At 45.5% G+C, this 16,143-nt stretch carries 12 protein-coding genes; 10 read left to right on the top strand and 2 right to left on the bottom strand.

All coding sequences use genetic code 11. From position 1 onward, the window contains the following. Positions 1-435: 435 nt before the first annotated feature. Positions 436-2,331, top strand: a complete 1,896-nt coding sequence (locus Q7J63_RS01255) for a sialate O-acetylesterase (RefSeq protein WP_304883640.1) — start codon at positions 436-438, stop codon at positions 2,329-2,331. A gap of 60 nt (positions 2,332-2,391) precedes the next feature. Here Q7J63_RS01255 and Q7J63_RS01250 read toward each other — a convergent pair whose 3' ends face one another. Next, a complete protein-coding gene (locus Q7J63_RS01250; protein ID WP_304883639.1) occupies positions 2,392-3,177 on the bottom strand; it encodes a hypothetical protein in 786 nt (261 codons plus the stop codon). A gap of 520 nt (positions 3,178-3,697) precedes the next feature. On the opposite strand from Q7J63_RS01250, the gene Q7J63_RS01245 reads away from it, so the two are divergent. From Q7J63_RS01245 to Q7J63_RS01205, 9 genes are all read left to right on the top strand, one after another. Beyond that, positions 3,698-4,291, top strand: a complete 594-nt coding sequence (locus tag Q7J63_RS01245; RefSeq protein ID WP_304883638.1) for an RNA polymerase sigma factor — start codon at positions 3,698-3,700, stop codon at positions 4,289-4,291. A gap of 67 nt (positions 4,292-4,358) precedes the next feature. Further along, positions 4,359-5,321, top strand: a complete 963-nt coding sequence (locus Q7J63_RS01240) for a FecR family protein (RefSeq protein ID WP_304883637.1) — start codon at positions 4,359-4,361, stop codon at positions 5,319-5,321. A gap of 227 nt (positions 5,322-5,548) precedes the next feature. Continuing rightward, complete coding sequence (locus tag Q7J63_RS01235; protein ID WP_304883636.1) at positions 5,549-9,010, top strand: SusC/RagA family TonB-linked outer membrane protein; 3,462 nt, start codon at positions 5,549-5,551, stop codon at positions 9,008-9,010. Between the two features lie 33 nt (positions 9,011-9,043). Continuing rightward, positions 9,044-10,504 (top strand): SusD/RagB family nutrient-binding outer membrane lipoprotein, encoded by a 1,461-nt coding sequence (locus tag Q7J63_RS01230; protein ID WP_019598309.1) that lies wholly within the window; start codon positions 9,044-9,046, stop codon positions 10,502-10,504. 35 nt (positions 10,505-10,539) lie between these two features. Further along, on the top strand, positions 10,540-10,983 hold the full coding sequence (locus Q7J63_RS01225; RefSeq protein WP_304883635.1) for a hypothetical protein: 444 nt from the start codon (positions 10,540-10,542) through the stop codon (positions 10,981-10,983). Positions 10,984-11,117: 134 nt separating this feature from the next. After that, entirely contained in the window at positions 11,118-12,293 is a 1,176-nt protein-coding gene (locus Q7J63_RS01220) for a histidinol-phosphate transaminase (protein ID WP_304883634.1), read from the top strand. Positions 12,294-12,305: 12 nt separating this feature from the next. Then, positions 12,306-13,442, top strand: a complete 1,137-nt coding sequence (locus Q7J63_RS01215) for an AEC family transporter (protein ID WP_304883633.1) — start codon at positions 12,306-12,308, stop codon at positions 13,440-13,442. 713 nt (positions 13,443-14,155) lie between these two features. Then, entirely contained in the window at positions 14,156-14,569 is a 414-nt protein-coding gene (locus tag Q7J63_RS01210; protein ID WP_022582429.1) for a transposase, read from the top strand. Then, positions 14,566-15,429 carry a DDE-type integrase/transposase/recombinase gene (locus Q7J63_RS01205; RefSeq protein ID WP_139189943.1) on the top strand — a complete coding sequence of 288 codons (864 nt, stop codon included), beginning with the start codon at positions 14,566-14,568 and terminating at the stop codon, positions 15,427-15,429. The genes Q7J63_RS01210 and Q7J63_RS01205 overlap by 4 nt, the downstream gene beginning before the upstream one ends. 135 nt (positions 15,430-15,564) lie before the next feature. Here the strand turns inward: Q7J63_RS01205 and Q7J63_RS01200 are convergent. Continuing rightward, positions 15,565-16,143: MauE/DoxX family redox-associated membrane protein (locus Q7J63_RS01200; RefSeq protein ID WP_304883632.1), on the bottom strand; the 579-nt coding region annotated here is incomplete at its 5' end.

Raw genomic sequence — 16,143 nt, 5'->3', positions numbered from 1 at the left:
AAAGGAATTTAGATTAAACATGCTATAAAAATAACCCATCTGTCTAAAAATCAGAAGGATAAAGATAAAAATCATAACTAACTACCGAAATAACTACCGACGCAGGAGGTTTTGTTCAACGTTTTGCCTTCCGTAACCATTGCGCCATGTAATCCATTAGACTCACATGGCGTAACGGTTGCGGTCATTTTTCAATTACCCAAACTTAAAACTAATTCCTAATTATCCAAACCTCAATTAAACTTTTAATTTTGACAGACATCTTAAGGATGACTACCGCAAGATATCCTTGAATCCAGTTCCCCAAAATGTCACAATTTTACCTTTTACCTAGTACTTCGTACCTCGTACTTCTTCCACCCAAAACCAAACACTTGACAATTGAAAACCGAAAGTCTATCTTTCGTACCGTTTTCAAACCTCTTACTTCCCGACATGAAAAACTTTCTCTTTTTCGCAATGCTTGTGTTGCTGACAGTCTCCTGTAAAAATGACGAACCCTTGACAGAGGTGTTTCTGCCCAAGATTTTTGGGGACCATATGGTGTTGCAGCGGGAGCAGCCGATCCGGATTTGGGGGGAGGGCATTCCTGGGAAAAAGGTCTTGGTCAAATTCAATGGTCAGGAAAAGGAAACCAAAATTGACAAAGTGGGGAAATGGCTGGTGGAACTGGATCCCCTGCCTGCCGGTGGTCCCTATGAACTGGAGGTCAATGGCAAGAAATTTTACGATCTGCAAGTGGGAGAGGTATGGCTCGCAGGCGGCCAATCCAATATGGAATGGGTGCTGAGTGCCGGTGTGGAAGGATTGTCCCAGGAAATAGCGGACAGCGATTATCCCTTGATTCGGTTCTTCAAAATTCCGCATGATTATGATGCCAAGCATAAATTTGACGTGCGGGGCGGGGAATGGAAAACCGCGGATGCGAACAATATCCTGAAGTTTTCGGCCATCGCCTGGTTCTTTGCCAAGCAAAACCACCTCGAAAAAGGGATTCCCATTGGGATCATCGAAAGCAACTGGGGGGGAACTCCTGCGGAAGGATGGCTTGCGGCGGAGAAATTGACGGAATTGCCGGCATACCAAGAAAAAGCCAAGGACGTGATCAGCCGGGCGGATTACTGGAAGCAGGAGGTCATTGACAACAAGCTCAGGGAATTGAAAAGAAATGAATTGGTGGCCGCTCCCGAAAATGGAGAGATCCAAGGGGTGGCAAATCTTGCCTACAATGACAGCGCTTGGTCCACGGTAAAGCTTCCACAGGACAATCCTTTTCAGGATATCGCCTGGTTCAGGAAAAAATTCACCGTCAATCAAACCGAAAACGTAAAACTGAACCTGGGCGATATCCAGCAGATGGCCTATGTGTATCTGAATGGGATGCGTCTTTTCTACAAGGATTGGGGCGACCAGGTGAATGAAATGATCATCCCGGCAGGGATGCTGAAGAAGGGGGAGAATCTGATGGCCATCAGGATCATCAATACATGGGACAACAGCCCCGTTTTGGGAAAGGAGAAGCAGTTTTATCTGAAAACCGAAGGCAAAACCATCTCCCTGGAGGGGGATTGGAAATACAGCAATAGGGTAGAGGAAGCCATCCCCATCGTGGAAAGCCACCACTACCAGCCCGGCTTTATGTACAATGCCATGCTAGCGCCCATCCTCAACTATCCCATCAAAGGGGTGATCTGGTACCAAGGTGAAAGCAATGCGGATCAGCACGAACACTATCAGGAATTGTTTTCGGCATTGATCACGCAATGGAGACAGGCTTGGGGCATTGGGGATTTCCCTTTCCTTTTTGTCCAGCTGGCCAATTGGCAGGAAAGAAAGGAAGTCCAGCCGGAATCCAACTGGGCATTTTTGCGTGAAGCCCAAACCAATACCCTGGCGCTTCCCAATACCGGGATGGCGGTGACCATCGATGTGGGAAATGCCGAAGACATTCATCCCAGAAACAAAAAAGATGTCGGCCACAGACTTTGGTTGGCGGCCAAGAAAGTGGCTTATGGGGAGGAGTTGCTTTTTTCGGGGCCAAAGCTCAAAAATGCCGATTTTGATACCGATAAGGTCAGGCTCGAGTTTGAGTATTGCGGAGAGGGCTTGAAGCTCAGGTCAGGGGATGCCGTGTTGGGATTTATTCTGGCCGGGGAAGATGGCGTTTTTTATCCCGCCAAAGGAAAGCTCATTGCGCCCAATCAAGTGGAAGTTTCGCATACAAGCGTCAAATCTCCCCTTGAAATCCGGTATGCCTGGGCGGATAATCCCGAAGTGAATCTGTACAACAGCGGTGATTTGCCCGCAATTCCTTTCAGGGTGAGGAAGTAGCGGCAGCGGAAAGGGGGATAAACGGTTCTGCCCTAAACGCTGCAAAAAATCTCGAAAAGCTCAATACCTGCTTTCCCAAAGGCCCAGAGGAATGACGATGCCAATGCGTAGGATGGGTCTTTCCATTACATGCGAAATCCCCCTGTTGGAGACATTTACCTTACGGTCCACTTCAGCGCCCCGGGAATCATCCACTCTTGATTTTCCTGAACGTGAGCTGTTTCTTTCGTAGCGAAACAACATCAGGTTGGCATTCACCGCTAAGGATGGGTTGATGAGATAAATCAATCCAACCTCTGCGTTGCCATAAAGGACAAGCTCCTTGAATTCCCGGTTTAGGATGACATTGGATTCTCCGGTAAAATTGACATTGGATGTATTTTCAAAACAGTTCTGGCAGTTCGTGTCTTTCAATATGCTTTGTTTTCCCCTTCCTTGCTCCAAATTGGCCAAGACAGTTGCTGTTAAGTAAAAATTTGGACTCACCTCAAAAAATTTTGTGATGAAAGGCCCCATTCCAAAAAGTTTGTTTTCCAGGTTGTAATTGTACGTGCTGGTAATTCCAGAAGGCTCATTGTCAGGGTAGATGGCAGTTTCTTTTTGATTGTAGGATCGAAAAGTAACATTGAATCCAATGAACATTTCTCCAAAAATCCTCATGCCCAAGCTGTTTCTCCATTCCAGACTTTGGCTTTGGTAGGGGTTTTCAAGGATTTTAGCTTTGTCCGTTGGAAAGGAAGGGGAAAATTCGGAGATAAAAATCCATCTCGAATGGTATTCCTGTGCGTCTGCCGTATGGGTCAATAGCGCTAACCAAAATATTGAACCCAACAAAAATTTTTTCATACTAAAAGGTGATTTCCTTAATCAATAGGCAAAGATAAGACCAAAAAAATAAAATGATCCTATCCAAATCCCTACAAGCCGAAATATGCATTGGGTTTTCCAATGGGCGTGGAACTGCAAGAAGATCAGACCCTTGTAAGAACAAGTCGCATTTCTGATATGGTGAAGCCATAAACAGTGCTTAATGAATTGATTATGAATGAATTCCAGTTTGGAATAGGAAGGGCAATGCACCACACGGGTTCCTAGGCACGGGGAGTGTATCTTTTTGGGAAAATGAATGTGGATGCCTGTCTTGAATAGGCAGCGCATTCTTTCAACTGAAAATATAAATAGGTTTAAAAATAAACCAGTAATATTAAAAAAAGTGTAAATAATCTAAAATATGGTTTTAATATTGACAATGAATTTTTAAATTGTTGCAGAATTTATAAAATATGGTTTTAAAAATAAGCAATATCTTAAATAGATTGCCATTAAAAATTTCGAAGAGGCCTATTGGAAAACTTTACCTATTCAGATGATGTCAAATTTAGAACAAAGTGATGAATCCTTGGTGGAGAGGGTGAAAAACGGAGATGAATCCGCCTTTGAGATCATTTATGATCGATATTGGAAGAAACTTTTCAATTATGGCTACCAAAGATCGGGAAAACGAGAAGTGGTGGAAGGGATGGTTCAGGAGGTTTTTATTGATTTTTGGGCAAAGCGAAAGGAGTTGAATATCCATACCTCCCTGGCCTCTTATTTTTTTACGGCGATCAAGTACAAAGTCATCAACCACCACAAAGCCCAGTCTGTAAGGGAAAAATTTGCCTCGGCAGAGAAGTCCAAAGGAGAAAAAAATGTGTCCCATGTGGAAGAGCGGGTTTTTTACAAGGACTTGAAATCCTGTATCAAGAAAGTGGTCACCCACTTCCCTACACAAAGAAAAAGAGTATATGAATTGAGGTTCAATGGCGGTTTGAGTTACAATGAAATTGCGGCGAACATGGAGATTTCTGTAAGCACAGTCGAGAAACACATGATCAAAGCATTGAAAGAGATTCGCGAACAATTGACAAAGTATTCCTTTTCATTTCTGGTCCTTACTGGGAATTTGATATTATTTTGAAAATTTTCGGTTTTGCGATGGAGGATTATTCCGCCATAAGTGACTTATAAGATAGAAGACAAAAGCAATGAAGGAAAATCCTCTCCATTTATTTCATGAACCACTGGATCTCCAGTCGGAAACTTTCGATACCAGGGAAATGGGTGCCGATGGTGAGGGGATTGATGGGGGAATTTTGTTTACCGATTCGATTTCGGAGGCGGAGTTGGTTTCCCTAAGGAATAAAATGTTTGGGGCCATCAGCGTTCAAAAAAACCTTGCCGAAGCAAAATCCCGGAAAAAACATCTGATTCTCTCTTATCTGAGGGTTGCGGCGGTTTTTGGTCTTGTGGCGGTGTATTCTTATTTGTTTTGGACTGCGCGGCAACCGGATTTCATTTCTTATGAAACGCAGGCTGGGGAAGTGGCCCAGTTCGAATTTCCGGATGGAACGAAGATTACCCTGAATGGAAATTCCAAATTGTCTTATGCCAATTCCCACTGGACAACCTTTGACCGCAAGGTACAAATGAAAGGAGAGGCCTACTTCGAAGTGGCGAAGACCAGTGATCCACAAAGGTTTCATATCAATGAGGGGGATCCATTTGCGGTGGAAGTGTTCGGAACCACTTTCAACATGAAAAACATGCAGGATCTCATTGCCGTGGGGCTGATCGAGGGAAGTGTCAAAATCAATCTGAATAAAGAGGGGATTGGGCATGAAGAAGCTTATTTCCTTGAACCCGGAGAGTTGGCGAAATTTGATGGGAATTCCCAGAAATTCACCGTGGAACCCCACAAAAACCTTGACCGGATTTCAGCTTGGAAAGAGGGGAAACTGAAGCTCAAAGAGGATGACCTGCAAGAAGTCCTGGCGATCATCGGGGAAATCTACGGATTGGAAGTGGTGCTGGCTTCAAATGAATTGGATCTGAAAAAAGTAACGGGAACACTTCCCATTGGCTCAGATTTCCATGAGATGGCGGCAAACCTTTCCATTCTTTTCGATAAACAGATTGCCTATAAAGAGCATACCCTAACAATATATTGAATACCGGAAACTGTTTGGCCAGACAGTGATTTACCTCCCAAAATAATTCTGTAAAAGTTAATTGTGCTTGCGATGGTGTCCAAAAGAGACCAGCTTAAAAAATACTGCCTAAACCCAGTAGTGGAAAAGCAGCAAAGCGCCGAGATGAGATTGAATTAGGATTAAGAATGATTGACAATAGCCCAAAGGAAGCACAATGAATCATTCAACCACTAATCAAGCAATCTATGTTCAACAAATTTACAAATTATGTATTGGTTGCGCTGCTCCTGGGAATCACAGTTCCCCAAAAAGCGGAGGCACAATCAGGAACGGAATTGGCAAAGGGTCCAGTAAATCTCAAAGGACTGGGCAATACCTCCCTGGACGGGGCATTGCAAAAATTGGAGGAAACCTTTAAGGTTTCCATTGCCTATTCGTCTGATTTGACGGAACAGGTAGCCGCAAGAGCATTTGAAGCCAATTCGAAGCTCAGTTTGGAACAAAACCTGGACCGCCTGCTCAAGGGATCCAATTTGACCTATACCAAAGGAACCGGCAATTTTTATATGCTGGTCAAGAACGAAACGCAGCGCCCATTCTCTACTTCCACAAGCCTCAGTGCTAAAACCGCCCGAACCTATAAAGAGGAAAAGGAAATCAAGGGAATGGTGCTGGATGAAACGGGAGAGCCGATTCCCGGCGCCAGTATCCTGATCAAAGGAACGCTTAAGGGAACCGTTACCGATATGGAAGGGAAATTTGCCTTGGCAATCGACAGCAAAGCGACCGAAACCGTTCTGGTCGTTTCCTTTATCGGTTTCAATACCAAGGAAATGAAAGTGGGTGCGGAATCGGTGATGAACATCCAACTCCAATCCGTTGACATTGGATTGAGTGAAATCGTGGTCACCGCATTTGGCTTGGAAAGGGACAAAAAAGCCCTGGGCTACACGGTTCAAAGCGTGGATGGAAATGCATTGAGTGAAGCCAGACAAGGCAATATTGCCAATAACCTTTCGGGTAGAATTGCCGGGGTTCAGATCACGGGAAACTCCATGCCGGGTAGTGGCGCCCACATCGTCATCAGGGGAGCTTCTTCGGTCGCGGGAAATAACCAGCCCTTGGTCGTCGTGGATGGCGTGCCCCTGGAACAATCCGCCTCCCGGCAATATGGGAATGGATTGTCCGAAATTAATGCGGACAATATCAAGGAAATCAACGTATTGAAAGGAGCGACCGCAGCTGCACTTTATGGCTCGAGGGCTGCAAACGGCGTGATCATGGTGACGACCAAGGATGGTTCGGGAACAAAGGGACTGGGCGTGGAATTCAATACCAACATGACTTTTGACAGACCATTGGTCGAGCCGGGATTCCAAAATGTCTATGGTGGCGGTGCCGGTTACCGGACATGGTATGTGGACGGAAGAAATGGATTTGACGCCAATGGTGTCCGGGGAACAGCCGGAGTGGACGAAAGCTGGGGTGCTCCCATGGATGGGAGAATGGTCCCTCTTTGGTATTCCGCCCCTGGCCTCGTGGCGCTCACACCACAGCCCGGCAACTGGGATGATTTCTGGGAAACAGGCAGGAGCGTGAGCAACAACATTGCGATCTCCGCTGGAAATGAGCAGGGCAATTTCAGATTGTCCATCGGGCGCTTGGATCAGCAGAGCATCATGTTCAACAATGATTATTATCGAAACAACTTCAAACTCAACACAGGGTATAAATTCACCCCGGACTTGCAGGTCACGGTCAGTGCGGAGTATGTGAAATCAGGCTCGGAAAATAGACGGTTTGCGAGCAGTCAGGACTTTATTTGGTCACACCGGCATACGGATTTCACCAAATTGAAAGATTGGAGAGATTATTATGAAATCCAATCCCAGACTTTTCGGCCAGGGGATGATTATCCCTATGCCAACTGGCAGCATGAGTATTTCAGCAATCCCTACTTTTTGCAGGAAAAATACACCAATGGGAATGAGAAGGACAGATTGGTCGGCAGCATCGCGCTGAATTATCGGCTGAATGACAATTTCAGTGTCTTGGTTCGTTCGGGTACAGATTTTTGGTCAGACACAAGATTGAATGTCACCGGGGTCGAGTTCACCAAAAACAACGTGAAAAGATTCGGCTCTTATCAGGAAATCGTTTTCAGGAGTCAGGAAACCAACAATGATGTCATTCTGACTTTTGACAAGGATTTTTCAGACCGCCTTTCTTTAAAGGTTCAGGCAGGTGGAATCAACCGCACCAATTACAACAAAACGAATCAGGTAAATGTGGGCGAACTCACCATTGATGGACTTTACAACTTGGGCAATTATGCAAGTCCAGTGACGCCAAGCAGTGTGATCCGAAAGCAGGTGGTGAACAGCTTGTTTGCCTCGGCACAGTTTGGGTTCAACAATTATCTCTTTGTCGATGTCACCGGTCGAAATGATTGGTCCAGTACACTGCCCATTGCCGCCAATTCTTTCTTTTACCCCTCTGTTTCTTTGAGTGCTGTGCTGACAGACATGTTTGATTTCAAAAGCAATGTCTTGTCTTTCGCCAAAATCAGAGGGAGTTGGGCACAAGTGGGAAATGATGCCGATCCCTATGTCCTTAACCAGGTGTACCAATCCAGGGGATTGTGGGCAGGATCCATTCCCACCTATTCCGAATCCAAGGCGATTGCCAATAGGAATCTGAAGCCTGAAATCACGACTGGAAAAGAAATCGGATTGGATCTTCGGTTTTTGAAAGGAAGACTGGGATTGGATTTCACCTATTATCACCAAGCGACCGTCAACCAAATCTTGGCCGTGTCCATTTCCACAGCATCCGGATATGCCAGTCAGATCCTCAATGCAGGAAAGATCACCAATCAAGGGGTGGAGTTGATGCTCAGCGGCAGACCCATCGTCTCCCGTACCGGCCTGAACTGGGACATGAATTTCAATTTTTCCAGGAACAGGAACCTGGTCGTCGAACTGGCGGAAGGACTTGAGAACTACATTCTGGGCACACAAAACAGTCTCACCTCTGAAGCCCGAGTGGGGCAAGCCTATGGCACCCTTTACGGAAGAAGATATTTACGCGCTCCGGAAGGACAAATCGTGTATCGGAATGGATTGCCTGTGTTGGAAGATGGCACTTTTGCGATCGGCAATATCCAACCCGATTGGATCGGCGGTTTTTCAAATACTTTTTCTTACAAGGGACTTTCCGTCGGAACCCTTATAGATGTCAAAATGGGGGGTGACATTTTCGATGTGGGAACCGGTTTGGCGAGGAAAACAGGGATGTACCAAGAAACGGCCATCGGTAGGGAAGAAGGAATCATCGGTCAGGGAGTGGTCAATGTGGGTTCCGCAGAATCGCCTGTCTATGTGCCCAATGATGTCATCGTGGAAGCATCGACTTTCTGGAATGCCCAGAATCCAAGGACCTTTCATGAAGCAGGGATTTTCGATGGCACTTATGTGAAATTCAGGGAACTGACATTGGGGTACAATTTCCCAAAGAGCATCATCGGCACCCGATTTATCCAGTCGCTGAAAGTATCCGTGGTCGGAAGGAACTTGGCCATTCTGTACAAAAACCATCCCCACATGGATCCTGAAGTGGATATGAAAGGTGGGAATGCCCAAGGATTTGCTTATGGGGAAATGCCTTCGACAAGAAATGTCGGCTTCAATCTCAATCTCACTTTCTAAAATCCCGGTCTTCAACCTTAAAAGAAATTCAATATGAAAGCAATACGTTTACAAGCCATTCTGCTGCTGAGCCTTTCCTTGGTTTTTGCGCAGTCCTGTACGGAGGATTTTGAGGAAATCAATACAGATCCAAACAATCCCATTGCCATTTCACCGGCGCTTTTGCTGCCCTATGCGATTCAAACCTCGGTAGATCGGTACTGGGGACACAGCACCCGGTATGAAAGATTGAACATCGATGGAGCGATGTGTTGGATCCAGCACCTGTCCCGAAACATCTACATCAATGTCGAGGGGGACAGCTATGAAATTCCGCTCACGATCTCCACGGCCACCTGGAACAACATTTACAATGAATCCCTGGTCAATTTTGAGAGTGTATTGAGGCTTTCTTCACCGGAGGGACCCTTTCCCAATTCCAATTACACGGGAGTTGCCCTGACGATGAAGGCCTTTTCCTTTGCGTTTTTGACCGATGTATTTGGACCGATTCCCTACAGCCAAGCGCTCAAGGGAACAGCAGCCGTTCCGATCAATTCTCCTGAATATGATGGGATGGAAGTGATTTATGCGGGATTGCTGGAAGAGCTGAAAATAGCCAATGAAAAGTTGGTGGTTGGAGGTCCTTCCATCTCCGGAGACATCCTTTTCAAAGGGGATATCCTGCGGTGGAAGAAATTCGCAAACTCACTCAGGCTCCGCTTGGCCAACCATCAAGCGGCAAAAAAACCTGCAGAATCCAGGGCGATCATGCGTGAAATTTTGGCAGACCCTGCGACTTATCCGGTTTTTACGGGGAACAATGACTTTGCACAGCTTCTGCATGTGGATGTGATTGGCAGTCGGAATAAAATGTTCGACGTGTTTTCCACCCGTTCAGATTGGAACATGAGCAGAACTTTGATCGACAAGCTTGTTGCGCTGAAAGACGATCGGATCAAGGTGTATGCCCAACCCATCGATGACGGCAGCTATGCTGGACTTCCCAACGGACTTACCGATGCAGCAGCTGGAGATTTCAATGTTTCCCGGATCGGCACCAAATTTTTGAGTCCGACGGCCCCAAGCATCTTGATGACCTATTCTGAATTGCTCTTTATCCAGGCAGAAGCGGCCCTGGATGGAGATATCATGGGTGACCCCGTCCTGCTTTTGGAAGCAGCGATCAAAGCTTCATTTGAACAGCATGGTCTTGCTTTCCCAAGTGATTATATGAGTAGAATCGGGACGGTGGACAAGGAAACCATCATGACGCAAAAATGGCTCGCCCTGTTCGGTCAGGGAGTGGAAGCCTGGACGGAATACCGAAGGACAGGTTTTCCCATCATGCCGCCAGCCCATCCCAATGCAGTCTTCAGCAACGACGGGATTCTTCCCACAAGGATAGAATATCCTACTGCCGAGTATTCACTCAACCGTGACAATCTTGAGGAAGGCCTTCGCAAACTTGGTGGAGATGACAACATGAGATCACCACTCTGGTGGAAAGAATAAAAACTACTGCGTCTACAATCTAAATGCTAAAAACCATGAAAAAATCAATAGTTCAACTTTCGTTCACCTTGATCGCTTCGGTCTTTCTGCTTCTGCAATCTTGTGTAGAGGCCGATGGATTGACTACTCCAAATGTAGCTTCACCGGTTTTGGTTCTCCTTCAAGGTTCCACTTTCCCTTCTACGGCCAGGGTAGAGGTGACTTCCACGGTTTTGGAATTGGACAAAACCAATATCCTTGACCATACCAAAGGAATTGATTCCATTCCGGTTTCCAATTTGGTCCTTCGGGTATTTATCAATGCCACCAATGAGGTCGGAACGGTGACCACAGGGTCCGATGGCAAGGCTTCGCTTTCGGTTTCCTGGGCAGATTTGGGATTGACCGCAGCGCGTTCGGGCAGCCAGGTTCGGCTTGAATTTGCCGGCATGCACAAAAATCTATCCTTTCGGAAATACCACACCGTCCGGGTGCAATGAATATATCTTTCTAAGAATTCCCAATTCAGTTTATACCCCAAATAGATTGTTGGCAGTGCTTTCGGGCATTGTCGACAATTAAAAATTCAAAAAAATCAAAAATAAAAATCAAAACACTTCAACCAAAAACCATCATGATCAAGAAAATCAACAGAAGAGATTGGCTAAAATCGGGACTTCTCGCAGCAGGAAGTATCGCCCTCACGCCAGCCATTGCCATGTCAAAAGGAGTAAAGAATTCATCGCCCCTTTTGAATGCCAGCAGTATCATGAAAGAGAACTTCCCCAATTTCAAAATGGAGGAGGCCAGAATCATGGCGAGGCTTTCTGCAAATGAAAACCCATATGGACCTGCTCCTGCAGTAGTGAAGGCCATTTCACAATCCGTGGCTTTGGGGAATAGATATGGACATGGAGATGCAGCCACATTGATCGCCATGATCGCGGAAAAAGAAGGCGTGACACCTGAGCACATCATGCTGGGACCCGGTTCTTCCGATCTTCTTGAAAAAACCGCTTTTGTCCGTTTCAAGGACGGGGGAAACATCGTGTCTGCAGATCCTTCCTATATGTCCCTGATCAATACCGCCAAATCCCTTGGAGCTTCCTGGAAGCCGGTAAAGCTGACCACAGATTATGCCCATGACTTGGATGCCATGGAAAAAGCGGTGGATTCGGAAACCAACCTGGTCTACGTCTGCAATCCGAACAACCCGACCGGTTCCATCACAGATCCCGTGAAACTGAAAGCTTTTTGTGTCAAAGTATCGGCAAAAACCCCTGTTTTTGTGGACGAAGCCTATTTGGAATTTCTGGACAAACCCGAAAATCATTCGATGGTGGGCTTGGTCGCCGAGGGCAAAGATGTGATTGTCGCCAGGACGTTCAGCAAAGTCCATGGAATGGCTGGGTTGAGAATAGGGTATATCGTCGCGCAACCTGAAAGATTGAAGTCCATCACCAGTTTGGTGCGCAGCACAATGGGCTTGTGCGTGACTTCCATACGCGGAGCCATCGCCAGCATGAAAGAGGAGCGTTTTTTGGCGGATTGCAGGAATTTAAATTCCGAATGCAGGGACTATGTTTTGGGAGAAATAACGGCTTTGGGGTATGAAAGCATTCCTTCCTCTACCAGTTTCATGATCTTCCCGATCAAGATGGAAGGCCAAAAATTCATGAAAGGGATGTATGATGGGGGAGTGGCTATCCGGGTGTTTAACATTGACGATAAACCTTGGTGCAGGGTGAGCATGGGGACCATGTCTGAAATGGAATTGTTTGTACAAACCTTTAAATCCGTCACTGTCTAAACTTATTTTACTATGGGTATTGCACTTCAGAAAACCATATCATTGCTTTTATTGATTTTAATAGGTGTGTTTCTTAAAAACAAGCTGATAAAAGAAGATCATAAAAAGGGTCTCAAGACCATCATTCTGGACATCGCATTGCCAGCGATGATTTTTGTGGCCCTGCTGAAAATCGAAATCAATTCAGATTTGCTTATTCTTCCTGTGTTGGCCTTGGTTTTCAATGTGTTGATGCTATTGGTGACCCGATATGTGATGCCCTTTTTCGGAGTGGAAGCAGCGACACCTGCCATGAGGACTTTGATGATGCTGTTGCCATCATTGGCCCCAGGCCTGTCCTGCTTCCCTTTCCTGGTGGAATACTTGGGCGATGATGTGCTTGCTTGGGGAGCTTTGGCAGATATCGGGAACAAAATCTTTGTTCTGATTTTGGCTTATCTGCTTGCGATGCATTGGTTTTACAAAAGCCATGGATTGGCAAATCGCTCAAACGGGCAGAAAATAAAGGAGCTTTTGATTGCAATGGTCAAGGAACCGATCAACATGGTCATGATCATCGCCATTCTCTTGCTGAGTTTTGGTTTGAATTTGGAAAAGCTGCCCGTCTTTCTTAGCGAAAGCATTGTGATGATGAAGAACATGATGACACCCTTGGTGCTCTTGTTTATCGGAGTGGCGGTGATTTTCAAGTGGGATCAATTGCGGATGATCACATCCTTGTTGACTTTCAGGGCCGGGATTACCTTTCTTCTGAGTGGAATATTTATCCTATTGGTGCCTTTGCCCAGCGAAGCGGCGATCTTACTGGCAGTGGTGTTTCCTCAAAGTGCCTGCAGTTTCTGGCCCTTTGCACACATGTCGGCTGTCAGGACTATGGAAAAAGCCAAGCCGGCTTTGGAAAACAAGCCCACATTTGATTTGGAATTGGGCATCAATGTTTTGGCCGTATCGATGCCATTCAGCATCCTGTTGATTTTGGGGGTGTTTACTTCCGGTAGTTATTTCACCAATCCCTATCATGTGTTGATCTTGGGCGGTATTTTGACAATCGGGGCAGCATTGCCAAGGATTCTTCAGTGGATCAAAACCCCTGAATTTTCCTTTATCCCTTTTGAAAAGAAGGAACTGAAGGACAGCTCCGCAGATTGATTTTCATATTCCAAAAGGATTGAACCCGAAATATGGGATCCGTTTCCAAATGGGATCGAAACTGCAAGAAAATCAGATTATTGGGAGACTGATTCCTGACTCCAAAAGGCTGAAGTCAAAAACAATCAATAGCCAATTGAACATCAGTTAATTATACTGTTGAATGGAGTTCGTAATGCATAAAACGGGTTAAACCTGAAATATGCATTCCGTTTCCCGATGGGTGTTGAATTTTAAAGGCAAAAAAATCAGACTGTTTGTTGAATAAAACGAAGGGCCAATGTGGTGATTCAAAAACAGTAGGCAAAGACTGATTGGGTTGTTTTCTGGCTCGAATAGAAATGGATGGGAATACATATCACGGGTTAAAACAAGAAAATTTTATAGGTTCCAAATAGGTTTTTAAGAATGATACCCTGGCTTTGTCAGGGTTTCTTTTTTTTAAACCCGAATTCCAATACAGCGGAAAGGTAACGGAATGCAGCTAATTTGAGGAAAGTTAGATGGGAAATGCATTCTGTTTCCTAAAGGAGTTGAAACCGAAAAAAAATCAGCCTATTTGGAAAATAAGACCTGATACTACTCTGCCAATAAACCAATGGTCCTTTCGAAAAACCTGAACAACACAGAATTTCAGATTTCTCCCGTCTTGATAGTGCCTGAAATACGCTGACCGTTAAACCGTGATAAATTTTAACCAAATCAGTAGAAAGATGGCGAATAGAAATCAGTTTAAGATGAGCATAGCCCAGCGTCGAGTCCGTAATTTCAGTGAATCCTTTAAGATTGAAAAAGTCCGGGAATTGGAGTCAGGGGTCGTCAGAATTTGCGAACTTGTCAGGGAATATGAAATCACAGACAGCACCGTCAGAAGGTGGCGGGCAAAATATGGCAAGATGAAAAAGAAAGCGGAAAGACTTATCGTTGAAACAGACAGTGATACCAAAAAGCTTCTTGAACTCCAAAAGCAGGTAGCCAACCTGGAGCGGGTTGTTGGTCAGAAACAGATTATGATCGATTTTCAAGACAAAATGATAGCGCTTGCCGAAGAACACTACAAGATCGACATAAAAAAAAATTTTTCTACCCAACCCTCCACTACTACTGGCAAAACAGGGAAACGGTGAATTACAGTCTTGAATTGCTTTACCGGTCAGTGGGCACGGTCAAACAGAATGTGCATGGTTACCTATCCAGACTGTATTTTCGCAAGAGCCAGGAAGAGCAGATATTCCATATGGTTTACAAGATTCGCGAATCCCATCCAGATATGGGATTGCGTGAGATATACTTTATGGTCTCTCCCATAGGTCTGGGGCGGGATGTTTTTGAAAGGCTCTGCAAAGGCAAAGGGTTGAAGGTAAGGGCTTACAAGAACAGTTATAGGACGACCGACAGCAGCGGTACGCGGTATTTCCCCAATCTTCTGGAGGGTCTTGAACTGATACATCCCAATCAGGTATGGCAGAGTGACATCACCTTTTTCAGTTGCAACGGAAGGTTTTTGTTCATCACATTGATACAGGATGCGTTTACAAAAATCATAGTGGGTTATTCAGCCTCAAGCAATCTGGAGACAGAAAATACGACCGTCATTGCTTTAAATATGTCGATCAAAAGGTACAAAGGCAAAAACCTGAAGGGTCTGATATTCCATTCGGACGGGGGTGGTCAATATTATTCGAACCTGTTTTTGAGCCTCACAAGAAAGTATACAATCACAAACAGTATGGGTAAATCCTGCTATGAAAATGCGATGGCAGAGAGTCTGAACGGGGTTATAAAAAACAAATATCTCCGATTCAAAAACATCAACAACCTACCTGAACTGAGTAGGGAACTTGACCATACAGTCAAACTCTACAACTCCTCAAAACCGCATTCGACGTTGGCTAGAATGTCACCAGAAATGTTTGAAAAAAAATGGATATATTCACAGAGCCAAACAAGAGCGAAGATGACAGAGTCAGTCGACGCAAATGATTAAAATGGTGGGGCATCGAGCCCCATCATTTTAAGGCCAAACAAAAGCTCAGAATCGAGATGTAATCTATACAATATCTCTGAGTGTGCAGTTAACAAAAGTGGTCAGTGGATTTCAGGCATCGTCAACTCCCAACTTCTAACTCCCAACTTCCCCCTTCCCGTCCTCCGTCTCCCGTCTCCCGTCCAAACTTCCCCCTTCCTCGCTCCACCATACCCCAAATCCCGCCAAACCCAAAAAGACAAGATTAAACAACAGATGCTGCCCCCATCCCAAGCTGCCGATAACACCCCCACAGTTACAGGGAATCCGTCCAAAAACACCGGTCATCACCACGGCCACATAGATGGAAAACAGGGACAGCAGCACCAGACTGATCAAAAATCCCATTCTGCGCCAACGTGGGATGACCAGCATTCCTGCAACGATCAGTTCCAGTAAGGGGAGGCCATAAAGCAAACCTTCCGCCATCCAAGCCGGAAAAATCTGGTTATACAGCCCGTTTCGGGTACCATGCCAATCATAGACTTTGCTGATCGCGGTATAGCCGAACAGCAGTGCAAGTAGGAGGGACGCTAGCTCGGTAAGAAGGAGTTGTATATTTTTCATCTTCATCGGTTTTGTCGGCCAAGAAACACCCCAGAAAATTGCAGTGGTGGCCTGGAATCCATAAATTTTAAGTAAGATACCGGCTTCCAAATCCCCGCTCAAACGACG

This window comes from Rhodonellum sp. (assembly GCF_030656585.1).
Taxonomy (GTDB): Bacteria; Bacteroidota; Bacteroidia; order Cytophagales; family Cyclobacteriaceae; genus Rhodonellum; species Rhodonellum psychrophilum.
This window is presented reverse-complemented; position numbering and strand designations above follow the sequence as displayed.